This window comes from Microbacterium oxydans, assembly GCF_900095745.1.
GTDB classification, from domain to species: Bacteria; Actinomycetota; Actinomycetes; order Actinomycetales; family Microbacteriaceae; genus Microbacterium; species Microbacterium oxydans_B.
Genome location: NZ_FMIR01000008.1, coordinates 19452 through 45754, shown reverse-complemented (window position 1 = coordinate 45754; position 26303 = coordinate 19452). Strand labels below are relative to the sequence as shown.

Below are 26303 nucleotides of genomic sequence, written 5' to 3'. Positions count from 1 at the left end.
GCACTCAGCCTAATCGCGACCACCGACGCCGACGGCATGGGCGTCGCTCGCGCAGGTCAGCCGAGCAGTGCGCCGACCCGCGCACGGATCTGCTCGGCGATCGCCGTCGGTGCTGCGGCGGCGTCGAGCACGAGGAACCTGTCCGGCTCGGCCGCCGCGAGGGCGAGGTACGCGTCGCGGACGCGCCCGTGGAACTCCGCCTGTTCCGCTTCCAGGCGGTCGAACGGCTTGTCGGCGGAGTCGAGGCGGGTGCGCGCCGCTGCAGGGTCGAGGTCGAGCAGCACCGTCAGGTCGGGCAGTGCGCCTTCGGCCGCCCACAGCGAGAGGTCGCGGATCTCGGTCGCATCGAGCACACGGCCGGCGCCCTGGTACGCCACGGACGAGTCGAGGTAGCGATCCTGCAGCACCACCTCACCACGGTCGAGCGAGGGTCGCACGACGGTCGCGACGTGGTGCGCGCGGTCGGCCGCATACAGCAGCGCCTCGGCGCGCGGCGCGATGTCACCTCGATGATGCAGCACGATGTCGCGGATGAGCTGCCCGACCTCGGAGCCACCGGGTTCGCGCGTACGCACGACCGCTCGCCCGGTACCCTCGAGCCACTCCGCGAGCAGATTCGACTGCGTGGTCTTGCCGGAGCCGTCTCCGCCTTCGAGCGTGATCCACGCCCCGTGACCTGAGGTCACGAGTCCGCCTTCTCCGCGGCCTTCGCGGCGGCGTTCGCGGCACGAGTGGCCGCAGCCTTCTTCGCCGCAGCCGACCGTGCGGCCGACGTCGCCGCCGTCGCCTTCTTCGCCGGGGCCTTCTTCGCGGCCGTCGACTTCGCCGCGGTCTTCGCGGCGGGCTTCTTGGCGGCGGGCTTCTTGGCGGGTGCCTTCTTGGCCGGGGCCTTCTTGGCCGCTCCGCGTTTGGGAGCCGGGCCCTTCGCACGCTTGTCGGCGAGCATCTGCACGGCGATCTCGAACGTGATGTCTTCGACGGTCTGCCCGCGCGGAATCGTGACGTTCGTCTCACCGTCGGTCACGTAGGCGCCGAAGCGGCCGTCGCGAATGCGGATCGGCTTGCCGCTGACGGGGTCGGCCTCGAACTCGGCGAGTGCGCTGGATGCACGACGACCGGCACCGTACTTCGGCTGGGAGTAGATCTCCAGCGCCTGCTCGAGCGTGACGTCGAAGATCTGCGACTCGCTCTCGAGCGACCGCGAGTCGGTGCCCTTCTTCAAGTACGGACCGAAGCGGCCGTTCTGCGCCGTGATCTCGTCGCCCGATTCGGGGTCGACGCCCACCACACGCGGCAGGCTCAGGAGCTGCAGAGCGGTATCGAGCTCGATCGTGTCGACCGACATCGAGCGGAACAGCGATGCGGTGCGCGGCTTCGGGGCCGTCTCCTTCTTCGCTCCACGCTTCGGCTTCGGGGCCTCGACGACCTCGCCGGTCGTCTCGTCGACCGCCGCGTCCTCGGACACCGGGTCGTTCTCCTGCACGTACGGACCGAACCGGCCGTCCTTGACGACGACGATCTTGCCGTTCTCCGGGTTCTCCCCGAGCACGCGGTCGCCCGCGACGGGAGCGTCGATGAGCTCCTGCGCCTTCTCGGCGGTCAGCTCGTCGGGTGCGAGGTCTTCCGGCACGTTGACGATGCGCGGCTTGGCGTCGGGGTTCTCCGGGTCGGCGACCTCGAGGTACGGACCGTACTTGCCGAAGCGCAGCGTGGCGATGTCGGTGATGGGGGTGGAGTTGAGGGCCCGCGCGTCGATCTCGCCGAGGTTGTCGACGACCTGGCGGAGGCCCACGTGCGAATCGGAGCCGAAGTAGAACGACTTGAGCCATTCCACGCGGTTCTGCTCGCCGCGGGCGATCGTGTCGAGGTCGTCCTCGAGCGCCGCGGTGAAGTCGTAGTCGACCAGCTCGGCGAAGTGCTCCTCGAGCAGCCGGACCACGCTGAACGCGAGCCAGGTCGGCACGAGCGCCTGTCCGCGCTTGACCGCGTAGCCGCGGTCGAGGATGGTCTCGGGGATCGACGCGAACGTCGATGGACGGCCGATGCCCTTCTCTTCGAGCACCTTCACGAGCGAGGCTTCGGTGTAGCGCGGCTTCGGCGTGGTCCGGTGCCCCTTGGCCTCGGCATCCGACACCGCGAGCTGATCTCCGACAGCGACGGCAGGCAGCGACTGATTCTCGGCGGCATCCGCGTCACCGCGCTTCTCGTCGCGACCCTCTTCGTACGCCTCCAGGAAGCCCTTGAAGGTGTAGACGGTTCCGGAGGCCGTGAACTCGGCCTTCTTGCCCGCGGCGTCGACGGCGATCGTGACCGTGGTGGTCTCGTACTTCGCGTCGGACATCTGGCTGGCGACCGTGCGCTTCCAGATGAGGTCGTAGAGGCGCTGCTCGTCGCGGTCGAGCTCGGACGAGAGAGAGGCGGGCGTGCGGAAGGTGTCGCCCGAGGGACGGATCGCCTCGTGGGCCTCCTGCGCGTTCTTGCTCTTGGACTTGTACACGCGCGGCTTCAGCGGCACCGCGGCGTCGCCGTAGAGGGCCACCGCCTGGCTCCGCGCCGCCTGCACCGCCTGGGTGCTCAGCGACGTGGAGTCGGTACGCATATATGTGATGTAGCCCTTTTCGTACAGCCGCTGGGCCACACCCATCGCCTGCTTGGCGCCCATCGAGAGCTTGCGCCCCGCCTCCTGCTGCATCGTCGAGGTGGTGAACGGCGCATACGGGCTGCGTGTGCCCGGCTTGGCTTCGACCTTGGTGACGCTGCCGGCGCCGACGGCGTCGACCGCCTCGGCGAGCGCGGCGGCGGTGGCCTCATCGAGGATGACGACGGCCTTCTTGAGCTTTCCGCTGTCGTCGAAGTCCGTGCCGCGGGCGAGCTGGCCGCCGTCGACGCGCACGAGGCGGATCTTGAACGACGTGCCGGTCGCGGCGGCCTGAGCATCGACGTCCCAGTACTCGGCCGAGGTGAACGCCATGCGCTCACGCTCACGGTCGACGATGAGGCGGGTCGCGGCCGACTGCACGCGTCCGGCCGAGATGCCGGTCTTGACCTTGTACCAGAGGACAGGCGAGACGTCCCAGCCGTACAGACGGTCGAGGATGCGGCGGGTCTCCTGCGCGTCGACGAGGTCGTGGTCGAGCTCACGCGTGTTGCCGACGGCCGCCTGGATCGCGTCCTTGGTGATCTCGTGGAAAACCATGCGCTTGACGGGGACCTTGGGCTTGAGCGTCTCGAGCAGGTGCCAGGCGATCGCCTCGCCTTCGCGGTCCTCATCAGTGGCGAGCAGGAGCTCGTCGGCGCTCTTCAGCGCGCGCTTGAGTTCGGCGACCGTCTTGGTCTTCCGATCGGAGACGACGTAGTACGGGTCGAACCCGTTGTCGATGTCGATGGAGTACTTCCCGTAGGCCTGCTTATCGGCAGCCGGGATGTCCTTCTTGTCAGCGAGGTCGCGGATGTGGCCGACGGAGCTGAGTACCTCATAGCCGTCGCCGAGGTATCCCTGAATAGACCGCATCTTCGTCGGGGACTCGACGATGACGAGCTTCTTGCCTTCAGCCAAGGGTGCGTCCTTTCTTCGAAGCACACCATACACACCACTGTGTTGGGGTCGTTCACAGTGAGCGAGGTCGCGCTGCCGTCACTATCCCTCGGGTGGCCCGGCACGGGCTCGGGAGACGGCTGCGAGTCCAGCGTACGCCGCCTGCACCTCCACGGTCGCCACGAAGCCGTCGAGAGCGCAGCCCGTGAGCACCGCGCCCGCCGCCTCAGCGACCCGCCCGGCGAGCGCGCACGGCTCCGCTGCGGTCGGCACGGCCCCGCTCGCAGCATCGGCTGCGGCGAGTGCCGCGGCATCAGCGGCACCGGCCGCGCGCTGTGCCGTCACCGACGCTCCGCCGACCGCGGCGAGCCCGAGCGACAGCGCGGCCGCGACCACCAGGACCCCCGCCGCAACCGCCGTGCCCGCCATCAGCGGCCTCCGTCGAGCGCGCAGCTCGACGCCCGCAGGGGCAGCCGCACCAGCGAGCCGATCGAGGCCTCGAACGTTGCCGTGACGCACACGAGGTCACCCGAGTGCGAAGACGAGATCCCTGCGCCGGGGACGGCCCCGCCCACCACGCGCTGCGCGGCGTCCGCCCCCTCGCCGCGGCCGAGGAGACGGGCCGCATCTGCCGAGGCGTCCTGCAGCGCCACCTGACGTGACGCTGCGCCGAGCGCGCCGGCACCGAGCAGGAGCGCCAGCACCACGGCGGGCAGCCCGAGAGCGAGTTCTGCGGCGACGGAGCCTCGCTCCCCCACCCCGGCGCGACCGGCGCCGCTCCTGCGGACGCGCATCACGACACGGTGAGGGCTCGTCGGACGAGATCCGTCAGGATGCCGCGAACCTCGTCGGATCGCATGATGACGACCAGGAGCCCTGCGAACGCCACGGCAGCCATCGTGGTGATCGCGTATTCGGCCGTGGCCGCGCCGGTGTCATCGCCGAACAGCGCAGCCGCACGGCGCCGGTCGAGTCGGGGGATCTGGATCATGGTGTACCTCTTTCTCTGTGATGCCTTCGCATCGGTTGGTCGGTCTCCGCAGGTCGCTGGGCACTCGCTCACAGGGGCAGCGGTGTCGAGGCCAGGACGCTGAGCAGCATCGGCGCCACGCCGAGCAGGAGGAATGCGGGCAGGGTGCACACGCCGAGGGGGATGAGCAGTCGCGTCGAGAGCTTCGCCGCGCGCAAGCGGCCGTTCACGCGCGCGGCATGCCGATCCTGCGCTGCGGAGGCTCGAAGGAGCTCCGCAGCGGGCACGCCGGCTGCACGGGACAGCTCCAGCACGGACCGGATGCTCTCTTCGGTCCCTCCGCCGGCCGAGCTCTCGGCGACGAGGCGGAGTGCGCGGTCGATCGAAGCGCCCCCGGAGAGTGCGACGGCCACGAGTTCCGCCCGCATGCCCGGCGTGCCCGGCGCAGGCGCGGCGCGACGAAGCAGCCGCCGCGTCCACAGTCGCGCCGCGAGCACGAGCAGCAGACCCGCGACCACGCAGGCGGCACCGAGCGGATTGCCGACGATGACGCCGATGGTGTCGAAGCCGAGCGCGAAGCCGAGAAGGAGTCCGGCGAGCGGCATCCACAGCAGCAGACGCGCCGTTCCCGCGGGCTCTGCGAGTGCGATGCGCACGTCGTCGGCGGCGGACGCGGCGTCGCGCAGAGATTCGGCGATGATCCTGAGCACCTCCGCAAGCGGTGCGCCGACGGTGGTGGCGATCTCCCACGCAGCCGCGAGGTCTACCCAGGCCCCGCCCTCGGCCTCGATGGCGTCGAGGAGGGGAACGCCTCCTTCGACCCGTTCGGTCACGGCCAGCGCATGCGGATCACCGATGTCGGCGAGGTGCCGCCAGGCGACGACCGGCACAGCTCCCGCCTGCAGCAGGACGGCCAGGGTCTGCACCGAGGTCGCGGCATCGCTCGCCCCCGCCCCACTCGCAGGGGGCGCAGGACGACGCCGGATCACCACGGCGTCACCTCCTCGATGTCCAACCGGTCGCCCATCATCACGAGCCGGCCGGCCTGGCGGATCCGACGGATGCCCCCGGGCGCGCGGTCGAGATGCAGCACCACGGTGAACGCGCTCACCGCCTGCCGCGCGAGGGCGACCGCGTCCATTCCCGCCAGCGCGCCGAGGGCCTCGAGCCGGGCCGGCACGTCGCGGAGCCCGCTGGCGTGCATCGTGCCGGCGCCGCCGTCGTGCCCGGTGTTGAGCGCGGTGAGCAGCTCTCGGACCTCTTCCCCGCGGCATTCGCCCACCACCAGACGGTCCGGCCGCATCCGCAGCGACTCGCGCACCAACCGAGCGAGCGTGATCCCTCCCGCCCCCTCGACATTCGCCTGACGCGCCTCGAGTGCGACGTGATGCGGGTGGCGCGGACGGAGCTCTGCGACATCTTCGATCGTGACGATGCGCTCGGTCGCCGGGACCTCGGAGAGCAGCGCGGACAGGAGCGTCGTCTTGCCCGTTCCGGTGCCACCGGTGATGAGGATGTTGGCCCGCTCGGCCACCAGGCCGAGGAGCCAGGCCTGCTGGCGTGCGCCGAAGGATCCGAGCGCGGCAAGCGCCTCGAGGTCGGCCGCCCGCACTCGCGGGATGCGGATGGAGAGCGCGGTGCCCGTCGTCGCGACCGGAGCGAGGACGGCATGCACCCGGATACCGGAATCGAGACGGACGTCGACGCACGGAGCCTGGTCGTCGAGATGGCGCCCGCCCAGGCCGACGAGGGCGACGGCGAGGTCGCGGACCTCCCGCTCCGATGCCCGCCATCCGCTCACCGGATCGGCACCGCTGCCCCGGTCGACGAACAGACCCGCCGGGCCGTTGACGAAGACATCGGTCACAGCGTCGTCGACGTGCGCGAGGAGCGGACCGAAGGCGGGGTCGAGGCGCAGCGGCTCGCCAGCGGCATCCGTCGCACCGCTGACAGGTGCCGCGCCGCGGGGCTGAATGACGAAGGAATCGGGCATACCGCGAAGGTAGGCGGCACGAACGGCCCGGGTGATCGGATACGCCACCGAGGCTCAGGCGCTGTGCACAAGCCCCACGGTCGCCGGCCGGTGCAGGAGACGGACAGGCCCCGCCGCCGAAACCGGGAGCGCTCCCAACGGAATGGGCGGCATCTCACGGGGGGAATGAGATGCCGCCCACGGCGATACCCGGTTGGGGGAAACGGGCACGCCAAGGCCGGAATGAGATTTCGGCTGTCGTCGAGTGTACGCAAGGCAACCGTCCTGACAAAACCCGTACGACTACCGACTTTCGGCAGTATGCGATGCGTGGCCGCGCGGATAGATTCGCCCTGACCGGGCCGTCCACCCCCACGGCCCTGCTCGAACGACCCGAATGCCGCAAAGGAGCGCCTGCCGATGAGCAGCCAGATCGACCACCTTCTCGACGAGACCCGGCGGTTCGCACCGTCGGAGGAATTCGTCGCCCAGACCATCTCATCGCCCGAACTCTACGAACGCGCCGCGGCCGATCGCGAGGCGTTCTGGGGCGAGCAGTCCCGCGAGCTGGTGCACTGGCACAAGCCGTTCACGCAGGTTCTCGACTGGACGAACCCGCCATTCGCCAAGTGGTTCGACGACGGCGAGCTGAACGTGGCGTACAACTGCCTCGACCGTCACGTCGAAGCGGGGAACGGCGACCGGGTCGCTCTGCACTGGGAGGGTGAGCCCGGGGATTCCCGGCGCATCACCTACGCCGAGCTGACCGCAGAGGTCAAGCGGGTCGCCAACGTCCTCGAAGGACTCGGCATCGGGCAGGGCGACCGCGTCGCGATCTACCTGCCCATGATCCCCGAGGCGATCGCCTCGATGCTCGCCGTCGCCCGCGTCGGTGCGATCCACTCCGTGGTGTTCGGCGGATTCAGCGCCGACAGCCTCCGCTCACGCATCGACGACGCCGGAGCGAAGCTCGTCATCACCGCTGACGGCGGCTACCGCAAGGGCCGGGTCTCCGCCCTGAAGCCCGCCGTGGATCAGGCGCTGACCGACCGCGGCGAGGGCGAGCAGCAGACCGTCGAACACGTCCTGGTGGTCCGTCGTGGAGAGAACGAGGTGGACTGGGTCGAGGGGCGCGACCTGTGGTGGCACGACGTGGTTCCGGCGGCGTCCTCCGAGCACACGGCCCAGGCCTTCCCCGCGGAGAACCCGCTGTTCATCCTCTACACCTCGGGAACCACCGGGAAGCCCAAGGGCATCCTGCACACCTCCGGCGGCTACCTCACCCAGGTCGCCTACTCGCACAAGTACGTCTTCGACCTGCATCCGGAGACGGACGTCTTCTGGTGCACGGCCGACATCGGGTGGATCACCGGACACAGCTACGTCACCTACGGTCCGCTCGCGAACGGCGCGACCCAGGTGCTCTACGAAGGCACGCCGGATGCTCCGCACCCCGGCCGCTGGTGGGAGATCATCGAGAAGTACAAGGTCTCGATCTTCTACACCGCGCCGACGGCGATCCGCTCGTTCATGAAGATCGGCCGCAGCGTGCCGCAGAAGTTCGACCTGTCGTCGCTGCGCCTGCTCGGTTCGGTGGGTGAGCCCATCAACCCCGAGGCGTGGATGTGGTACCGCGAGGTCATCGGCGCCGGCAAGACGCCGATCGTCGACACGTGGTGGCAGACCGAGACCGGAGCGATCATGGTCTCGGCCCTCCCCGGCGTGACCGAGACCAAGCCCGGATCTGCGCAGGTTCCGCTCCCGGGTATCTCGATCGATGTCGTCGATGAGCAGGGCGTCGAGGTCGGCAACGGCAACGGCGGGCTGCTCGTGATCACCGATCCCTGGCCGAGCATGCTGCGCGGCATCTGGGGCGACCCGGAGCGCTACCGCGAGACGTACTGGGAGAAGTTCGAGGACCAGGGCTACTACTTCGCGGGCGACGGGGCCCGCCTCGACGAGGATGGCGACCTGTGGCTGCTCGGCCGCGTCGACGACGTCATGAACGTCTCGGGGCACCGTCTCTCGACGGCGGAGATCGAGTCGTCGCTGGTCGCGCACGAAGCGACCGCCGAAGCCGCCGTGGTCGGCGCGTCGGACGAGACGACCGGACAGGCGGTCGTGGCCTTCGTCATCATCAAGGAGAGCTACCTCGCCGAGCACGAGCCCGCAGGTCTCGCGCAGCTGCTGCGCCTGTGGGTCGGAGAGCAGATCGGGGCGATCGCCCGCCCGCGCGACGTGTACATCGTGGGCGAACTGCCGAAGACCCGCTCCGGCAAGATCATGCGGCGCCTGCTGCGCGACGTCGCCGAAGGCCGCGAGGTCGGGGACACGACGACGCTGGCAGACACCGCGGTGATGAGCATCATCTCGGCGCAGGTCAAGTAGGACTCCCCCGCAGACGAAGAACGCGCCTTCCCGATCCGGGGAGGCGCGTTCTTCGTCTACGGCACGGATGCGCCGGACAGCGTTCAGGCGAGGATGAAGGTGACCTCGACCTCGACGGGGCTGCCGAGGGGAAGCTCCGCGACGCCCACGGCCGCACGAGCGTGACGCCCTGCCTCGCCGAAGATCTCGCCGAGTACCTCGCTAGCACCGTTGATGACGCCGGGCTGACCCGTGAAGTCTGCGGCGGAGGCGACGAAGCCGCCCACGCGGAGCACTCCGCCGATGCGGTCGACGCCGCCCGCGGCATCCGCCGCCGCGGCGAGGGCGTTCAGCGCACAGGTGCGCGCGTACGCCTTCGCGTCTTCCGCCGAGACCTCGGCGTCGACCTTGCCGACGGCGGGGAGCGCACCGGAGACGAACGGGAGCTGGCCCGAGGTGTAGACGAGACCGCTGTGCACGACCGCCGGGACGTAGGCCGCGACGGGAGCGGCCACCGCGGGCAGATCGATGCCGAGTTCGGCCAGGCGCGCGGAGACGCTCATGCCTGGCCTCCCTCGAACTGACGGGCGGCCTGCTCCGCGGCGGCGAGGCCGGCGTTGGCGGAGGCATCCGCGTTCACCGGACGCTTCAGGTAGGCGACGAGACCGCCTTCGGGACCCTGCACGACCTGCACGAGCTCCCAGCCCTGCTTGCCCCAGTTGTTGAGGATGGCTGCCGTGTTGTGGATCAGCAGCGGCGTGGTGAGGTACTCCCACGTGGTCATGGCACTCCTGTCGATCGGGGCGCGACACCGTGATTGCGGGCCGGCTCGTCAAAGGTGGTATTCAGGGAACTCCCCTACGATCAAGCGTATGCCCCAAAAGAATCGCACGGTGAGAGGCGTGCTCGGCGGTCTCGTCGGGCTCGTCGGCTTGAGCGCCGTCGCCGGCCTCCTGGTCGCTGCCAGTGTCACGCCCGTCCTCACCATGACCGGTCTCGCCGGCAGCCAGGCACTCACTCTCTTCGACCAGCTCCCCGAGAATCTCAACCCGGGTACGCCGATGGAGCAGTCGACGATCTACGCCACCGACCCCGACGGCAAGCCGGTCGCGCTCGCCTCGTTCTACGAGCAGAACCGCATCCCGGTCACGTACGAGCAGGTGTCTCCCACGCTGTACGACGCCATCCTCTCCAGTGAGGACAAGAGCTTCTACAGCCACGGCGGTGTCAACCTCGGCGCGACCGTGAAGGCACTCATCGACAACGTCCGAGGCACCTCCAGCCGCGGTGCTTCCACGATCAGCCAGCAGTACGTGAAGAACGTGCTGATCCAGGAGTGCGAGCAGGACGTCGACCGGAACTCCGAGACCTACACCGACGACCTCCGCAAGTGCTTCGATGACGCGACCAACGCCAGCGGCAACGAGGGCATCGAACGCAAGCTGCAGGAGATGCGCTACGCGATCCAGGTCGAGAAGGACTTCTCGAAGAACGACATCCTGCTCGGATACCTGAACATCGCGAACTTCGGCGGCACCGTGTACGGCATCGAGGCCGCATCGAAGTACTACTTCAGCACGAGCGCAGCGAACCTCACGGTCGCGCAGGCAGCGACGCTGGCCGGCATCGTGCAGAACCCCAACACCTACCGCATCGACATGCCGCAGGGAACCACGACGAACCAGGACGGCGAGGCGCTGAACACCGCCGAGAGCGGCTACTCGCTCACGAAGGACCGTCGCCACTACGTGCTGGGCCGCATGCTCGCCGACGGCAAGATCACCCAGGCGCAGTACGACGAGGCGGATGGCTCCGAGATCACACCGACGCTGACGCAGCCCACGCAGGGCTGTGCGGCGGCCGGTCTCAATGCGTACTTCTGCCAGTACGTGCGATCGATCGTGCTCGACGACGAAGCCTTCGGTAAGACTCCTCAGGAGCGCGCCGACCTGCTCCGTCGCGGCGGCCTGAAGATCTACACCTCGCTGGACTACCGCATTCAGAACCCGGCGGCACAGACGATGAGCGAGATCGTTCCGGCCAACTACGACAACGACTACTTCGGCGCTGCGGGCGTCTCGATCGAGGTCGGCACCGGTCGCATCCTGTCGATCACGCAGAACACGCGGTTCGACGAGACCACCACCGATGATCTCGGCAAGACCTCGCTCGTCTTCGCCGGCGACCAGAAGCACGGCAACTCCGGCGGCTTCCAGGTCGGCTCGGTGTACAAGCTCTTCACGCTGATCGACTGGCTCGAGAAGGGGCACTCCGTCAACGAGGTGCTCAACGGTCGTGTGCAGACGAACTTGAAGATCCCCGTCTGCGAGAGCCCGCAGAGCACGAACACCAAGGAGATCGGCAACTTCGGCGGCGGCGGCGGCTCCACCGGGAGCGTCATGGACTTCACGCGGCAGTCGCTGAACAGCGGCTACTTCGCGATGGCCTCGAAGCTCGACATCTGCGACATCAACAAGGTCGCCGATCGGATGGGTGTCACGCTCGCCAGCGGTAAGAAGGTCACCGAAGAGAACGTCCCGTACGACGTGCTCGGCCCGAAGAACATCTCTCCCATCGCCATGGCGAACGCCTATGCCACAGTCGCGAGCGGCGGCAAGTACTGCACCCCGCGCGCGATCGACCGCGTGGTCGGCCCCGATGGCAAGGACCGCGAGCTCCCGGCGGCCTCGTGCACCGACGGCGTGATCTCTCCCGAGGTCGCGGCGACGGCTGCTTACGCGCTCCAGGGCGTGATGGCAGGCGGCACAGGCCGCGAAGCGAACCCGTACGACGGCACGCCGTTGATCGGCAAGACCGGGACGCACGACCGCTGGTCGACCATGATGATCGAATCCAGCACCAAGGTCACCACGGCGGTCTGGGCAGGCCGTTGGAAGGGCCAGTCGGACATCTACCAGAAGCGGACACCCGCTGGATACCAGCTCAACACGATGCGCTACCCGTTGGCCAAGGCCGCGCAGGCCGCCGCCAACGAGGTGTACGAGGGAGGCGACTTCCCGCGTGAGTACGGCAATCTGACCCGTCGGGTGATGGCGGAGGTCCCGAACGTCGTCGGCATGACGATGGAGGAGGCAGAGTCGACTCTCAAGAGCAAGGGCTTCGGCGTCGCCGTCGGTGCCGCTGTCGACAGCGACAAGCCGACGAACATCGTCGTCGCGCAGGATCCCTCCGGGCAGACGGCGGGCGGGTCGACCATCACGATCTCGCCCAGCAACGGCCAGGGCACGACGGTTCCCGCCAACCTCGTCGGCATGTCGCCAGCGCAGGCATCTACCGCTCTACAGTCTGCGGGCTTCACGTCGTTCGACTTCGACAACTCCTGCACCCCACCGACGGCGGTGGTGTCCTCCACGGACCCGGCACCCGGCACGGCGACCAGCAAGTCCACCGCCATCAGCGTGACGTGCAAGTAAACGCTCGCGGTGCCGCGCACCCGGCCCTCATCGCGCTCGGCGCGGTGGGGGCCGTCGGTGCCGCCGCAGCCGTCTGGGGCATCGGCATCGAGCGCTACCTGTTCACGGTTCGCGAGGCGACGGCAGCCGCGCTCCCGCCCGGTTCGGCCCCCTTGCGCATCCTGCACGTCTCGGACGCGCACATGGCACCCTGGCAGCACCGCAAGCAGGACTGGCTGGCGTCGCTCGCCGAGTTGAAGCCGGATCTCGTCGTGAACACGGGCGACAACCTCGGGCACGCGAACGGCCTGGAAGGCATCCGCCGCGCGTTCGACCCGCTCGCGGGCATCCCTGGAGTGTTCGTGCACGGGTCGAACGATGTGACCGCGCCGTCTCCGCGCAATCCTTTGCGCTACTTCCTCGGTCCGTCCAAGAAGCAGCCCGAGCCGGAGCACCTCGACACCGCGGCAATGGATCGGTATTTCACCGACGAGCTCGGGTGGACCGACCTCAACAACGCCGCGGCGCGGCTCACCCTCGCCGGCACTCCGGTCGACCTCTTCGGCGTGAACGACGCCCACCGCGACTGGGACCGCCTCGACGTGCTGCCGGACGCCATCGGCGCGCTCGGTCCGCGCGACGGCGGTACACCGATACTGGGCGTCACCCACGCGCCCTACCAGCGCGTGCTCAACGGATTCATCGGCCTCGGCGCGGACGCGATCCTCGGCGGTCACACCCACGGCGGCCAGGTCTGCCTCCCCGGTTACGGTGCCCTCGTAGCCAACTGCGACATCCCCCTCAAGCAGGCCAAGGGACTGAGTACGTGGACGCACGACGGCCGCACGGTGCCGCTCAACGTCAGCGCCGGATGCGGACACTCGATCTACGCGCCGGTCCGCTTCGCCTGCCGCCCCGAGGCCACGCTGCTCACGCTCACCGCGCGGGACTGATCGCCGGCTCGATTCGGCGCACGGAGCATTTCCCTGTAGACTCGGAGGGTTGCAAACGGGGTGTGGCGCAGCTTGGTAGCGCGCTTCGTTCGGGACGAAGAGGTCGCAGGTTCAAATCCTGTCACCCCGACCAGTGACAAGAGAAGGCCGCCCCCACCGGGGCGGCCTTCTCTGTATCGGGCACGTGCACGAAGGGGAAGGGAACGCATGGGGTCGCTCCTTCCACCACCGCGCCGGTTCACCCGCCTGTGGGCCCTCGCGCTCGGCATCCCGTTCCTCCTGGGCCTTGCCGCTCTGACCCTGACACCGTCGCGGATCGAACGGGCGATGCCCAACCTGCTCGACCTGGTCCTCGGCACGGCGCACCGCCTCGGATGGGAATCCCTCGACTTCACCCGGCTCGAGATCATCGCGAACATCCTGGTGTTCGTGCCCGTCGGCATCCTCGCCTTCGTCCTGCTCCCCCGTCGGGTGTGGCCTCTCGCTCTGCTGGTCGGGCCGCTCCTGTCGCTCGGGATCGAGACCGCGCAGCGTGTGGCCCTCCCCCATCGCGCCGCCACCGTCACCGACATCGTGGCCAACTCGACCGGCGCGTTCGTCGGCGTCGTGTTCGCCGTCCTCTGCACCCTGCTGCTCGCTTCACGACCCTCCCAGCGGCCACCTTCTAGGCTGGAGACATCATGACCGCGCCCACACTCGTCGCCTTCGATCTCGATGACACGCTCGCCCCTTCCAAGGGCCTGATCGACCCGCGAATCGCGGCGCTGCTGCGCAGCCTGCTGCGCTCCGTCGACGTCGCCATCATCTCCGGCGGCAACGAGGCGCAGTTCCGCAGTCAAGTGCTCGCACGCCTCGGCGATGCGGATGCCGCCGACCTCGCCCGCCTGCACCTGCTGCCGACCTGCGGCACCCGCTACCTCCGGTACGACGGCTCCGATTTCGCCCCCGTGTACGCGCACGACCTCAGCGACGAGGACAAGCAGGCCGCGTTGACAGCGCTGCGCGAAGAGGCCGAACGCCTGGGACTGTGGGAGGCCGAGCCCTGGGGAGAGATCCTCGAGGACCGTGGCTCTCAGATCACGTTCTCCGCATTGGGGCAGCGCGCACCGCGCGAGGCGAAGCACGACTGGGATCCCGCGGGCACCAAGCGTGCGGCTCTGCGCGCCGCCGTCGCCGCTCGCCTTCCCGGACTCGAGGTGCGCTCCGGCGGATCGACGTCCATCGACATCACGCAGGCCGGCATCGACAAGGCCTTCGGGATGCGGCAGCTCGCCGAGCACACCGGCATCCCTCTCACCGAGATGCTGTTCTACGGCGACCGCCTCGACGAGGGCGGGAACGACTACCCGGTCCTCGCCATCGGCGTGCCCTCCGTGGCCGTCGACGGCTGGGAAGACACGGCGGAGAAGCTCGACGGTCTCCTGCTGACGCTCTGACCTCGGAGGCGTCCTGCGACGCTCTGTCGCGCCCTGGTCCTAACATGGCGTCATGGATGCCCTGCTGATCGTCATCATCACCGCCGCGGCCGCCAGCGCCGTGTGCTGGATCCTCTCCCTGATCACACGCGACACCTCGTGGGTCGATCGGGCATGGTCGATCGTTCCCGTCGTCTACGTGTGGATCTTCGTGGCCGGCGCCTTCGCGAACGGCGACGGCTCCGCGCGTATCGTGCTCATGGGGGTGCTGGCGACCGCCTGGGGCGCACGCTTGACCTTCAACTTCGCGCGCAAGGGCGGCTACACGGGCATGGAGGACTACCGGTGGGCGATCCTGCGCGGACGCATGCGCCCGTGGCAGTTCCAGGTCTTCAACGTGCTGTTCATCATCGGCTACCAGATGACGCTGCTCGTGCTCATCACGCTGCCCGCCCTGGTCGCGGCAGAGCATCCCGCAGCACTCACCGGGTGGGATGCACTGTTCGTCGCCGCGTTCCTCGTGTTCCTCATCGGCGAGACCGTGGCCGACCAGCAGCAGTGGCGTTTCCACCAGCGCAAGAAGCAGGCAGGCGGCACGCTCGCCCCGGGATTCCTGACGACGGGGCTGTTCCGCTTCAGCCGCCACCCGAACTTCTTCTTCGAGCAGGCGCAGTGGTGGGCCTTCTATGCCATCGGAGCGACGGCGGCGGTCGCCGGCGGTGCGGGCTTCGCCGGCGGCGCGCTCAACCCGACCATCATCGGCCCCGCCTTGCTGACCGTGCTGTTCATCGGGTCGACCATCTTCACGGAGTCGATCACCGCATCCAAGTACCCGGCCTACTCCGAGTACCGGCGCGCGACCTCGATGCTCATTCCCTGGCCGCCGCGCGCTCGCGCGGTGGCTCCGCAGTCCTGAGACGGCAGAGCCACCGCGGGATGGACGCGATCAGCGCGTGCGCGCCTCGGCGTTCGCGCGGGCGACCGGCACCAGACGGGTGAGCTGGGTGACGTGGCCCGGCTCGAGCTCGGCCAGCGACGAGACCCCCAGCAACCGCATCGTGCGCTCGATCTCGCTGCGCAGGATGGCGATCGTGCGGTCGACACCCTGGCGTCCACCGGCCATGAGCCCGTAGAGGTACGCGCGACCGATGAGCGTGAAGTCGGCTCCGAGCGCGACCGCCGCGACGATGTCGGCGCCGTTCATGATGCCGGTGTCGATCATGACGGTGAAGTCGTCGCCGACAGCCCGCCGGACCTCGGGCAGCAGGTGGAACGGGATGGGCGCACGGTCGAGCTGGCGCCCACCGTGGTTCGACAGGACGATGCCGTCGACACCCGCATCCCGCAGTCGCACGGAGTCCTCGACGTTCTGCACGCCCTTGATCACGATCTTGCCGGGCCAGATGTCACGGATGACGGCGAGGTCGTCGTAGCTGATCGTCGGATCCATCGCCGCATCCAGCAGCTCGCCGACCGTGCCGCCGGTGGTGCTCAGCGACGCGAACTCGAGCTTGGGGGTGGTGAGGAAGTCGAACCACCACCACGGACGCGGGATCGCGTTGATGATCGTGCCGAGCGTCAGCTGCGGAGGGATGCTGAAGCCGTTGCGCTTGTCGCGCAGACGAGCACCGGCGACGGGGGTGTCGACCGTGAACTGCAGCGTGTCGAAGCCGGCGGCGGCCGCGCGGCGGGTGAGCTCGTAGGAGATCTCGCGATCGCGCATCACGTACAGCTGGAACCAGTTGCGGCCGTGCGGATTCGCGGCCTTCACGCCCTCGATCGACGTCGTGCCGAGTGTGGAAAGCGTGAACGGGATGCCGGCGGCGGCCGCGGCACCGGCTCCGGCGACCTCCCCTTCGGTCTGCATCAGACGCGTGAACCCGGTGGGCGCGATGCCGAACGGCAGGGCCGACGGGCCTCCGAGGATCTCGGTGCTCGTGTCGACATCGGGTGCCGGACGCAGGATGCCGGGGTGGAACTCGACGTCTTGGAAAGCCTGGCGTGCTCGGGTGAGCGAGAGCTCGCCCTCGGCCGCACCGTCGGTGTAGTCGAACGCAGCCTTGGGCGTGCGCCGCTTGGCGATCAGACGCAGATCGTCGATGGTCAGCGCGGCATCGAGGCGACGCTTGCGGCCGTCGAGCTCGGGCTTCTTGAACTTCATGAGGTCGAGGAGTTCGACGGGATTCGGGAGCTGGCGCTGCACCATGATGTGCCTCTCAGTTCTGAGGGTGGATGTCGCGGGTGAGCCCCGCGGACGTGTAGTAACCGGTGATGTGCGTGCGGACGAGCGTTCGAGCGGCCTCGACATCTGCGGCATCGATCGCGGCGACGAGTGCGTGGTGCTCGGCGCGGAGCCTGGTCGCCATCGAGTCCCAGTCCGGGATCGCGGCGACACCTGCCTGCACGTACGACTCGATCGAGGAACGCAGGCCCGCCATCATCGCGGCGATGACCGTGTTCCCGCTGGCTTCCGCGAGCGAGAGGTGCAACTGGGCATCGAGAGCGAGGAACTCCCCGGCGGAGAGGCCGACGGCATCCATCGCGTCGAGCAGCTCGTGAGCGCGCACGGTGTCGCGATCGGGGGATGCGGCCATCGCCGTGACGACCGCATCTTCGAGGACGAGGCGGGTGCGAACGACATCATCCAGCGGGAACCCCTGAGCCGCCACCTGCAGCCGCAGCAGCGCCGACATGCCGCCGGTCGGGGTGGCGATGACGATGGCACCGGACTGGGGGCCGGAACCGGTCGCGGTGCGGATGAGTCCCATCACCTCGAGGACGCGGAACGCCTCGCGCACACTGGACCTGCCGACGCCCAGCTCGGTCGCGAGATCGCGCTCCGACGGCAGACGATCGCCGGGGCCGAGTCGACCGTCGAGCAGGTCGCGCTCGATGTGCTCGAGCACGAGCTGCCAGGCGCGCGCCGGTTGGTCGCCCATCGATCCTCCTGTGGTCTGACCACAGATTAGCGCGTGTGGTCTGACCACGCAAACAGGCGCGCTCGATCACCCCGCTGCGCGCACTGCGGGGTGGGGACACGCGGGGATCAGCCCAGGCGGCCGCCGGACTCCTCGAGGTAGCAGGTGCCGCACAGGGACTCGTACGTCGTCAGCTCCGGCGAGGCCGACCCGATAGCGCCCTCGTCGATCGCGACCTGGTCACCGTCGAACACGAAGCGCCCGCCGACGACACGGCCGTTGAACACGGCCTTCCGCCCGCACCGACAGATCGTCTTGAGCTCCTCCAGCGAGTGCGCGATCGCGAGCAGTCGCGCGGAACCGGGAAACGCATGCGTGAGGAAGTCGTTGCGGATGCCGTATGCCATGACCGGGATACCGTCCTCCACCGCGATGCGGAAGAGATCGTCGACCTGCGCCGGTGTGAGGAACTGCGCCTCGTCGATGAGGAGGCACGCGACGTCGGTCGGCCCCGCGGGGAGCAACTCGTCGTCCGACGAATGCTGCATCCGCGCGCGATGCTCGGCGAAGAGCACTCGCGCGTCGTCGTCGGGGCCGATCAGGAAGTCGACCTGACGGGTGACGCCGAGCCGACTCTCGATCTCGGATGCACCCTTGGTGTCGATCGCCGGCTTCGCGAGCAGCACATGCTGGCCGCGCTCCTCATAGTTGTAGGCAGCCTGGAGCAGCGAGGTCGACTTGCCCGAGTTCATCGCGCCGTAGCGGAAGTAGAGCTTCGCCACGGTCCGGACTCAGACGTTGATGCCGAGGGTGGCGGCGGTCGCCTCGGTGTACTTCTCCGCGAGCGCCGCATCCGTGTTCAGCTTCTCGCCGAAGGTGGGGATCAGGGCGCGAAGTTCGGGCTCCCAGTGCGGATACTCGTCCGGGAAGCACGCCTTGAGCAGCTGGAGCATGATCGGAACCGCTGTCGAAGCTCCCGGAGAGGCACCGAGGAGCCCGGCGATCGAGCCGTCTGCCGACGAGACGACCTCCGTGCCGAACTGCAGGATGCCGCCCTTCTTCGGGTCTTTCTTCATCACCTGAGCGCGCTGACCGGCGTCGATGAGGGTCCAGTCCTCGTCCTTGGCGGTCGGCATGAAGGTGCGCAGGCTGTCGACCTTCTTGGCGTGGTTCTTCAGCAGCTCGCCGACCAGGTACGTGATCAGATCGGGGTTCTTCACGGCGACCTGCAGCATCGGCAGCAGGTTGTGCGGACGCACCTGCGAGACGATGTCGAGCATCGATCCGTTCTTGAGGAACTTCGGGCTGAACGTCGCGAAGGGTCCGAACATGAGCGACGACTCGCCGCCGACGACGCGGGTGTCGAGGTGCGGAACTGACATCGGCGGAGCGCCGACGGATGCCTGCGAGTAGACCTTCGCCTTGTGCTGGGCGACGACCTTCGGGTTCGTGGTCTTGAGGAACTGGCCGCCGATCGGGAAGACGCCGTAGCCCTTGATCTCGGGGATGCCGGAATTCTGCAGCAGCTTGAGCGCCCAGCCACCCGCACCGACGAACACGAAGCGTGCCTTGACCTCGTTCGGGGTACGACCGATGGTCGTGCGGTACTTGACCAGCCAGCCGCCGTCCTTCTGCTTCTTGAGGCTGCGCACCTCGTGGTTCGTGCGCAGCGTGACACCCGATTCGGTCAGGTGGTCGAAGAGCTGGTGTGTCAGGGCTCCGAAGTCGACGTCGGTGCCGGCCGGCACGCGCGTCGCGGCGAACGGCTCACCCTTGCGGCGCTGCTGCATGAGCAGCGGCGCCCACTGGTTGATGACACGGGAGTCTTCGCTGTACTCGATGCCGGCGAACAGCGGCTGCTCCTTGAGCACCTCGTAGCGGGCCTTGAGGTACGCGACATCCTTCTCGCCGCGGACGAAGGTCATGTGCGGAGTCGCGTTGATGAAGGTCGACGGCGCGTCGAGCACGCCCTTCTCGACCAGCGACGACCAGAACTGCCGGCTCTGCTGGAACTGCTCGTTGATCGACACGGCCTTGGCGGGGTCGAGCGGAGCGTCGCCCTGCTGCGGCATGTAGTTCAGCTCGCACAGGGCGGCGTGCCCCGTGCCGGCGTTGTTCCATGGGTTCGAGCTCTCCTGAGCCACATCGGAGAGTCGCTCGAAGGCGACGATCTTCCACTCCGGCTGCAGCTCATGCAGGAGAGTACCCAGGGTGGCGCTCATGATGCCACCGCCGATCAGGACGACATCGACGTTTTCTGTCACCGAACCAGTCTAGTTCGCGGGCACGCCGTCGCAGACCATGCGACCGACCTTGCCAGACCGGTTCCACATGGCGGGGATACCGTCAGGCTATGACCAGGCGCTCCGCGAGGACCTCGGCGATCTGCACGGCGTTCAGCGCGGCGCCCTTTCGCAGGTTGTCGTTGCTGATGAAGAGGACGAGCCCCTTGCCCTCAGCTGCCGACTGGTCGGCACGGATGCGTCCGACGAAGCTCGGGTCCTTGCCCGCCGCCTGCAGCGGGGTCGGAACCTCGTCGAGTACGACGCCGGGAGCCGCGCTCAGGACCTCGCGGGCACGCTCGGGCGTGATGTCGCGGGCGAACTCGACGTTGATCGACAGCGAGTGACCGGTGAAGACCGGGACGCGCACGCAGGTGCCCGCCACACGGAGGCCGGGGAGTTCGAGGATCTTGCGGCTCTCGTTGCGGAGCTTCTTCTCTTCGTCGGTCTCGTTGTCGCCGTCGTCGACGAGGTTGCCGGCGAACGGGATCACGTCGAACGCGATCGGTGCGACGTACTTCTCGGGCTCGGGGAAGTCGACCGCCGAGCCGTCGTGCACCAGGCGCAGGGTGTCGCCCTGAGCGAGCACGCCCTCGACCTGGCCGAGCAGCTCCTGCGCACCGGCGAGACCGGAGCCGGAGACCGCCTGGTAGGTCGACACGATCAGACGCTCGAGGCCCGCCTCGGCGTCCAGCGCCTTCAGCACCGGCATCGCGGCCATCGTGGTGCAGTTCGGGTTCGCGATGATGCCCTTGGGGCGTTCGTCGATCGCGTGCGGGTTCACTTCGCTGACGACGAGCGGAACCTCGGGGTCCATGCGCCAGGCGCTGGAGTTGTCGACGACCACGGCACCGGCAGCGGCGAAACGCGGAGCGTAGGCACGGCTCGCCGTGGCCCCGGCCGAGAACAGGGCGATGTCGATGCCCGCGGCATCCGCCGTCTCGACGTCTTCGACGATGACGGTCGCGCCACCGAATTCGATCGCGGTGCCGGCGGAACGTGCGGAGGAGAACAGGCGCAGGTCACGGATCGGGAACGACCGCTCGGCGAGAATCTCGCGCATCACGGTGCCCACCTGGCCGGTGGCGCCGACGATGGCGATGGAGAGTCCTGATTCGGAGATGCGGGTCATGATGTTCCTTGGCGTCGTGCGGTGCGGCGTACGAGGCTTCGGGCGCGGCGTCGGGATGCGGATGCTGCGCCTGGCGCCGGTGTCAGGGTTTCGGTGAGTCTACCGCGGTCCGGGGCGATGCGGATGCTGCGCTCCACCCGCCCGCGCAGTCGGCAGGAAAGCGAAGGCGGATGGCAGAGATCAGCGTCCGGTGCCCGCGTGGACAGTGGCGTCGGCGTCCCCGTCGAGCCCGTAGGCCGTGTGCACGGTGCGCGCGGCCTCGGTCAGGTCGGTGTCGCGCAGGACCACCGAGATGCGGATCTCGGACGTCGAGATCATCTCGATGTTGATGCCGCCGGCCGAGAGCGCCTCGAACAGGGTCGCGGAGACGCCGGAGTGCGTGCGCATGCCCGCACCCACGACCGAGAGCTTGCCGATCTGGTCGTCATGGATGAGGTTCTGGAAGCCGACCTCGGCCTGATCCCCCGCCAGCGCCTTGAGCGCTGCCGCCGCATCCGCCTTGGGAACCGTGAAGGAGATGTCGGTGCGCCCCGTGGCCGACACGTTCTGCACGATCATGTCGACGTTCGCGCCGGACTTGGCGACGATCTTGAAGATCTCGGCGGCCTTGCCCGGGACGTCGGGCACGCCCGCGACCGTGATCTTGGCCTGGCTGAAGTCGGTGGCGACCCCGGCGACGATCGGTTCTTCCATGACTGCTCCCTCGGCTTCGCGAGGGTTCTTCATGCCCTCGCCCAGAACGTACGTGCCCTCGGCCGACGAGAAGGTCGACCGAGCGTGAATGAGGACGCCGTGACGGCGTGCGTACTCGACGGCGCGGATGTAGAGCACCTTGGCACCGTTGGCGGCGAGCTCGAGCATCTCTTCGCTCGAGACATGATCGAGCTTCTGCGCCTTCGGGATCACGCGCGGATCGGCGGTGAAGATGCCGTCCACGTCGCTGTAGATCTCGCATACATCGGCGTCGAGAGCAGCGGCGAGGGCGACGGCCGTGGTGTCCGAGCCGCCGCGACCGAGCGTGGTGATGTCACGGGTGTCGCGGTTGAACCCTTGGAAGCCGGCGACGATGACGATCGCGCCCTCGTCGAGCGCTTCGCGCAGACGCACGGGCGTGACATCGACGATACGAGCGGCGCCGTGCTGCGAGTCAGTGATCATGCCGGCCTGGCTGCCCGTGAAGGAGCGCGCCTCGAAGCCCATCGAGTGGATCGCCATCGCCAGCAGCGCCATCGAGATGCGCTCTCCGCTGGAGAGGAGCATGTCGAGTTCGCGCGGTGCGGGGATGGGGGCGACCTCGTTGGCGAGCTCGAGCAGCTCGTCGGTGGTGTCGCCCATGGCGCTGACCGCCACGACCACGTCGTGTCCGGCACGACGGGTGTCGACGATGCGCTTGGCGACGCGCTTGATGCTCTCTGCGTCGGCGACGGACGAGCCGCCGTACTTCTGCACGATGAGGGCCACGATCACTCCCTGGGATGTCGGGCGGATCCGCCCACGCTCATTCTACGATCGGCGCGTATGCCACGTTGCGCATGTGTCACGGGGCGCGCGGGGGTCAGAGGGCGGGAGGGAGCGCCTGCGGAGAGACCGGACGCAGACGGCCACCGGTGGCGGCGAACCAGCAGCCGATGATGATCAGCGGGAATCCGAGCAGCAGCCCGGGCGTCAGCGGCTCGGCGAGGACGATCGCCCCGAGGATGATCGCGACCACCGGATTCACGTAGGTGAACAGCGGGGCGCGCACCGGTCCCACCTCGCGGATGAGGGCGAAGAACGCGAGGAACGCCACCGCCGTGCAGATCACGGCCAGCGCGAGGAGCGCGGCGATCGAGGGCAGTGTGGGAACCTCGTGCTGCGTGAGCAGACCGATCGGAAGGTAGAAGATGCCGATCATCAGCAGCGACAGGGTGATGGTGCCCAAGGACGGCACATCGTTGAGCTTGCGCGCCACGATGAACGGGGCGATCGCGTAGAGCACCGCCACCAGCAGGACCTCGCCGGCCGCCAGCAGACTGACCTCGCCGCCGAAGAGACCGGGACCGGCGACCACGACCGCGACGCCGAGGAAGCCGACCAGCAGCCCGATGCCGCGCGCAGGTCGCAGCACCCCACGGTCGCCTCCGCCGAGCGCGATCAGCGCGGCGAAGAGCGGAACGGTCGCCACCAGCAGGCCGGTCATGCCGGAGGGCAGCGTCATCTCGGCGTGCCCGAGCAGCAGGAAGGGGCCGGCCATCTCGACCGCTCCGAACGCCAGCACCCACGGCCAGTGCTTCAGTGCCGCCCGGAGCGCTCCGCTGCGGAGGGCGAACGGCAGGAGCAGCAGTGCGGCGATGAGAGTGCGCCCGGCGACGATCGCGGGCGGGGAGAACGACTCGACCGCGACGCTGATGAACAGGTACGGCACACCCCACAGCAGAGCCATGGCCCCGAAGAGGAGCCAGCCGCGACGCGAGAAACCCGCGTTCGGGGTCACAGGATACGCCGGCCCTCGAAGGCGCGACCGAGGGTGACCTCGTCGGCGTATTCGAGGTCGCCGCCGACCGGGAGCCCGGAGGCGAGCCGGGACACCGTGATCTGCATCGTCGTGAGCAGCCGACTCAGGTAGCTCGCTGTCGCCTCCCCCTCGAGGTTGGGGTTGGTGGCGAGGATGACCTCCTGCACCGTGCCGTCGGCGAGACGCGTCATGAGCTGCGTGATGCGGAGGTCGTCGGGCCCGACGCCGGCGATGGGGCTGATCGCCCCGCCGAGCACATGGTAGAGGCCGCGGAACTCGCGCGTGCGCTCGATGGCCGCGACGTCTTTGGCGTCTTCGACCACGCAGATCAGTGTCTGGCTGCGGCGCGGGTCGCGGCAGATGGCGCACCGCTCCTGCTCGGCGACGTTGCCGCAGATCTCGCAGAACCGCACTCGGGTGCGGATCTCGCCGAGGAGTTCGGCGAGACGCGCGACGTCGAACGTCGGTGTCTGCAGGATGTGGAAAGTGATCCGCTGGGCGGACTTCGGGCCGATGCCGGGCAGGCGACCGAACTCGTCGATCAGCTCCTGAACGATGCCGTCATACATCAGTTGAACCTCGTCGGGGGCTCGTAGGGCTCTTCGCGCAGGAACGTCGCGCCGAGCACCTGGCGGATCACGGCCTCACCGTAGCGCTGCACTCCCCCGACCGAGGGGGCGCGCTCGATGACGACCGGTGGGGCTGCTGCCGCGCGCTGCTGCGGAGAGGCGGCCTGCAGCGGGGCAGGCTGCTGAGGGGCGGCCTGCTGAGGGGGCGCCTGCCGTGGCGCAGACTGCTGCGAGACCGGCGGCTCGTACGAAGGATCGTAGGGCGGCTCATCATCGAAGGCAGGAGCCTCGTCGTAGCCCGGAAGCGGAGGCTCATCGCGATCGACCGCACCGTCGGACGGCGGGACAGGGGCGGATGCCGCGGCCTCGACCTCTTCGGGCTCTTCGTCGACGGGGAGCGGCGAAGACGGGACGGGCGGGGCGCTCGCCGGCTCTTCGTGCGCGGTGGGGATCGGTGCGACCGCCCATTCGGTCACCGCGGATGCCGACGCGCCACGGACCTGCGAGCGGGAAGACCCCGCTGACGCAGGCTCCGATGCGGGAGCAGAGTCGGCGGGCGCCGAGGGACCGGATGCCGCAGACTGGCGCGGAGCACCGCCGGCGGGCATCGGCGCGGGAAGGTACTTCACCCGCACCCCGAGCTCGTGCTCGATCGCGGATCGCAGGTGATCGGACGGACCCGAACCCGGAGTCGTGCCCTTGAACTTCGCGACGTCGTGCTGGCTCGTGAAGCCCAGCGTCAGCACCTCGGTGTCGGTGACGTAGGCGAGCGGCTGCACGGCCGTGGCCAGCAGCCAGGACGTGCGACTGATGCCCTCGAGCCGGGTGAGGACGGCGGGCCAGGACGCGCGGATGCTGTCGAACGTGACCGGTCCTCGAGGAGCGGCGGGTTCGGCGGCGGCCGGCTCGTTCGCCTCCGGAGCGGGCGTTGCGGAATCGGCTGAACTCGGCCCTTCCGGCGCAGGCGCAGGCGCTGCTGGCGCTGCGGCAGCAACCTCCGAATCCGCAGGCGGCGTGTCCGACGCCTGCGAAGCAGGAGTGGGCGTCGGGACCGCGGGCGCCGAGGCGGCAGGCGCCGAAACAGGCGCCGAGGCCGCAGCGGGCCGCGTGGGCGCCGGGGCGCGCTCGGCAGCGGGAGCCGCCGGCGCCGCAGCGGCAGCATCCGCCGCACTGGCGAGGACCCGCGCCACCATGAGCTCGAGATGCAGGCGTGGCGACGTCGCCCCCGACATGTCGTCAAGGGCCGCGCTCACCACGTCGGCGGTACGCGAGAGACGCGCGGCGCCGAAGGTCTCGGCCTGGCCGCGCATGCGCTGCAGGTCGTCTTCGGCGATCCCGCGCAGGACGGCCGAAGCGCCGGCACCGACGGCCGCGATGACGATCAGGTCGCGCAGTCGTTCGAGCAGGTCGTCGACGAAGCGCCGCGGGTCTTGACCGGTCTGCACGACGCGGTCGATCGCGGGGAACGCGGCAGCGGCATCGCCGGCGGCGAGCGCGTCGACGATCTCGTCGAGGAGGGCACCGTGCGTGTACCCGAGCAGAGAGACGGCACGCGCGTAGCCGACCGTCACGGTCTCGGAGCCGGCGGGTGCGTCGGATCCGGCGATGAGCTGGTCGAGCAGCGAGAGCGTGTCTCGCGGGGAACCGCCGCCGGCGCGCACGACGAGCGGGAGCACGCCCTGCTCGACGATCACGCCCTCTTCGGCGCAGAGCTTCTCGACGTACTCGAGCATGGCCGCGGGCGGCACGAGACGGAACGGGTAGTGGTGCGTGCGGGAGCGGATCGTGCCGAGGACCTTCTCGGGCTCGGTCGTCGCGAAGATGAACTTGACGTGCTCCGGCGGCTCTTCGACGAGCTTGAGCAGCGCGTTGAACCCCTGCGGGGTGACCATGTGCGCCTCGTCGAGGATGAAGATCTTGTACCGGTCGCGGCTGGGCGCGAACGTCGCCCGCTCGCGCAGGTCGCGAGCGTCGTCGACGCCGTTGTGGCTGGCCGCGTCGATCTCGACGACGTCGAGCGATCCGCCGCCGGCGCGCGACAGCTCGACGCAGCTCGGGCAGACACCGCAGGGCACGTCGGTCGGACCTTCGGCGCAGTTCAGGCAGCGTGCCAGGATGCGCGCCGAGGTGGTCTTGCCGCAGCCGCGAGGGCCGGAGAACAGGTACGCGTGGCCGACCCGATCGCCGCGCAGCGCCGTCATGAGCGGATCGGTCACCTGGGACTGCCCGATCATCTCGCCGAACGTCTCGGGTCGGTAGCGGCGGTAGAGGGCTGTGGTCACC

At 69.0% G+C, this 26303-nt stretch carries 24 protein-coding genes and 1 tRNA gene; 7 read left to right on the top strand and 18 right to left on the bottom strand.

All coding sequences use genetic code 11. From position 1 onward, the window contains the following. Positions 1-56: 56 nt before the first annotated feature. The 7 genes from tmk to BQ2383_RS02400 form a co-directional block, all read right to left on the bottom strand. Positions 57-686: a dTMP kinase gene (tmk, locus tag BQ2383_RS02430; protein ID WP_091028849.1), complete on the bottom strand. Its 630-nt coding sequence runs from the start codon at positions 684-686 to the stop codon at positions 57-59. Beyond that, positions 683-3556 carry a type I DNA topoisomerase gene (gene topA / locus BQ2383_RS02425; protein WP_091028846.1) on the bottom strand — a complete coding sequence of 958 codons (2874 nt, stop codon included), beginning with the start codon at positions 3554-3556 and terminating at the stop codon, positions 683-685. Before topA ends, tmk begins: the two co-directional genes overlap by 4 nt. 81 nt (positions 3557-3637) lie before the next feature. Beyond that, positions 3638-3964 carry a helicase gene (locus BQ2383_RS02420; RefSeq protein ID WP_091028842.1) on the bottom strand — a complete coding sequence of 109 codons (327 nt, stop codon included), beginning with the start codon at positions 3962-3964 and terminating at the stop codon, positions 3638-3640. Then, positions 3964-4329: a TadE family type IV pilus minor pilin gene (locus BQ2383_RS02415; RefSeq protein WP_091028839.1), complete on the bottom strand. Its 366-nt coding sequence runs from the start codon at positions 4327-4329 to the stop codon at positions 3964-3966. Before BQ2383_RS02415 ends, BQ2383_RS02420 begins: the two co-directional genes overlap by 1 nt. Further along, the gene (locus BQ2383_RS02410) at positions 4329-4526 is read right to left on the bottom strand and encodes a DUF4244 domain-containing protein (RefSeq protein WP_091028836.1); all 198 of its coding nucleotides are present in this window, start codon (positions 4524-4526) and stop codon (positions 4329-4331) included. The genes BQ2383_RS02415 and BQ2383_RS02410 overlap by 1 nt, the downstream gene beginning before the upstream one ends. Positions 4527-4594: 68 nt before the next feature. Beyond that, the gene (locus tag BQ2383_RS02405; protein ID WP_208617604.1) at positions 4595-5497 is read right to left on the bottom strand and encodes a type II secretion system F family protein; all 903 of its coding nucleotides are present in this window, start codon (positions 5495-5497) and stop codon (positions 4595-4597) included. Beyond that, positions 5491-6498 (bottom strand): TadA family conjugal transfer-associated ATPase, encoded by a 1008-nt coding sequence (locus tag BQ2383_RS02400; protein WP_091029208.1) that lies wholly within the window; start codon positions 6496-6498, stop codon positions 5491-5493. Before BQ2383_RS02400 ends, BQ2383_RS02405 begins: the two co-directional genes overlap by 7 nt. A gap of 399 nt (positions 6499-6897) precedes the next feature. On the opposite strand from BQ2383_RS02400, the gene acs reads away from it, so the two are divergent. Then, complete coding sequence (gene acs, locus BQ2383_RS02395; RefSeq protein ID WP_091028833.1) at positions 6898-8865, top strand: acetate--CoA ligase; 1968 nt, start codon at positions 6898-6900, stop codon at positions 8863-8865. Positions 8866-8948: 83 nt separating this feature from the next. Here acs and BQ2383_RS02390 read toward each other — a convergent pair whose 3' ends face one another. After that, complete coding sequence (locus tag BQ2383_RS02390; RefSeq protein ID WP_091028829.1) at positions 8949-9407, bottom strand: RidA family protein; 459 nt, start codon at positions 9405-9407, stop codon at positions 8949-8951. Beyond that, positions 9404-9628 (bottom strand): hypothetical protein, encoded by a 225-nt coding sequence (locus BQ2383_RS02385; protein WP_029261050.1) that lies wholly within the window; start codon positions 9626-9628, stop codon positions 9404-9406. The genes BQ2383_RS02390 and BQ2383_RS02385 overlap by 4 nt, the downstream gene beginning before the upstream one ends. Positions 9629-9716: 88 nt before the next feature. Here BQ2383_RS02385 and BQ2383_RS02380 point away from each other — a divergent pair, with 88 nt between their 5' ends. The 6 genes from BQ2383_RS02380 to BQ2383_RS02355 all read left to right on the top strand — a co-directional run bounded on the left by BQ2383_RS02380 (position 9717) and on the right by BQ2383_RS02355 (position 15541). Further along, a complete protein-coding gene (locus tag BQ2383_RS02380) occupies positions 9717-12278 on the top strand; it encodes a penicillin-binding protein (protein ID WP_091028826.1) in 2562 nt (853 codons plus the stop codon). Next, positions 12269-13210, top strand: a complete 942-nt coding sequence (locus tag BQ2383_RS02375) for a metallophosphoesterase (protein WP_091028822.1) — start codon at positions 12269-12271, stop codon at positions 13208-13210. The genes BQ2383_RS02380 and BQ2383_RS02375 overlap by 10 nt, the downstream gene beginning before the upstream one ends. A gap of 56 nt (positions 13211-13266) precedes the next feature. Further along, a tRNA-Pro gene (locus BQ2383_RS02370) sits at positions 13267-13343 on the top strand. 74 nt (positions 13344-13417) lie between these two features. Then, positions 13418-13894, top strand: a complete 477-nt coding sequence (locus BQ2383_RS02365; RefSeq protein ID WP_091028818.1) for a VanZ family protein — start codon at positions 13418-13420, stop codon at positions 13892-13894. After that, positions 13891-14646 (top strand): HAD-IIB family hydrolase, encoded by a 756-nt coding sequence (locus tag BQ2383_RS02360; RefSeq protein ID WP_029261046.1) that lies wholly within the window; start codon positions 13891-13893, stop codon positions 14644-14646. Before BQ2383_RS02365 ends, BQ2383_RS02360 begins: the two co-directional genes overlap by 4 nt. Positions 14647-14698: 52 nt before the next feature. After that, complete coding sequence (locus BQ2383_RS02355; protein ID WP_091028814.1) at positions 14699-15541, top strand: DUF1295 domain-containing protein; 843 nt, start codon at positions 14699-14701, stop codon at positions 15539-15541. A gap of 30 nt (positions 15542-15571) precedes the next feature. Here BQ2383_RS02355 and BQ2383_RS02350 read toward each other — a convergent pair whose 3' ends face one another. The 9 genes from BQ2383_RS02350 to BQ2383_RS02310 all read right to left on the bottom strand — a co-directional run bounded on the left by BQ2383_RS02350 (position 15572) and on the right by BQ2383_RS02310 (position 26302). Continuing rightward, entirely contained in the window at positions 15572-16831 is a 1260-nt protein-coding gene (locus BQ2383_RS02350) for an alpha-hydroxy acid oxidase (RefSeq protein ID WP_091028809.1), read from the bottom strand. 10 nt (positions 16832-16841) lie between these two features. Next, positions 16842-17564: a FadR/GntR family transcriptional regulator gene (locus tag BQ2383_RS02345; RefSeq protein WP_091028805.1), complete on the bottom strand. Its 723-nt coding sequence runs from the start codon at positions 17562-17564 to the stop codon at positions 16842-16844. A gap of 107 nt (positions 17565-17671) precedes the next feature. Continuing rightward, entirely contained in the window at positions 17672-18325 is a 654-nt protein-coding gene (locus BQ2383_RS02340; protein WP_091028802.1) for a thymidine kinase, read from the bottom strand. A gap of 9 nt (positions 18326-18334) precedes the next feature. Then, positions 18335-19807 (bottom strand): malate:quinone oxidoreductase, encoded by a 1473-nt coding sequence (locus tag BQ2383_RS02335; protein WP_091028798.1) that lies wholly within the window; start codon positions 19805-19807, stop codon positions 18335-18337. Between the two features lie 82 nt (positions 19808-19889). Beyond that, complete coding sequence (locus BQ2383_RS02330; RefSeq protein WP_091028795.1) at positions 19890-20957, bottom strand: aspartate-semialdehyde dehydrogenase; 1068 nt, start codon at positions 20955-20957, stop codon at positions 19890-19892. Positions 20958-21137: 180 nt separating this feature from the next. Further along, positions 21138-22418, bottom strand: coding sequence for an aspartate kinase (locus tag BQ2383_RS02325; RefSeq protein WP_091029204.1), 1281 nt, complete (start codon positions 22416-22418; stop codon positions 21138-21140). Between the two features lie 94 nt (positions 22419-22512). After that, the gene (locus BQ2383_RS02320; RefSeq protein WP_091028791.1) at positions 22513-23430 is read right to left on the bottom strand and encodes a DMT family transporter; all 918 of its coding nucleotides are present in this window, start codon (positions 23428-23430) and stop codon (positions 22513-22515) included. After that, positions 23427-24020, bottom strand: a complete 594-nt coding sequence (recR, locus tag BQ2383_RS02315) for a recombination mediator RecR (RefSeq protein ID WP_091028788.1) — start codon at positions 24018-24020, stop codon at positions 23427-23429. The genes BQ2383_RS02320 and recR overlap by 4 nt, the downstream gene beginning before the upstream one ends. Next, on the bottom strand, positions 24020-26302 hold the full coding sequence (locus BQ2383_RS02310) for a DNA polymerase III subunit gamma and tau (RefSeq protein ID WP_091028785.1): 2283 nt from the start codon (positions 26300-26302) through the stop codon (positions 24020-24022). The genes recR and BQ2383_RS02310 overlap by 1 nt, the downstream gene beginning before the upstream one ends. Position 26303: the final 1 nt, after the last annotated feature.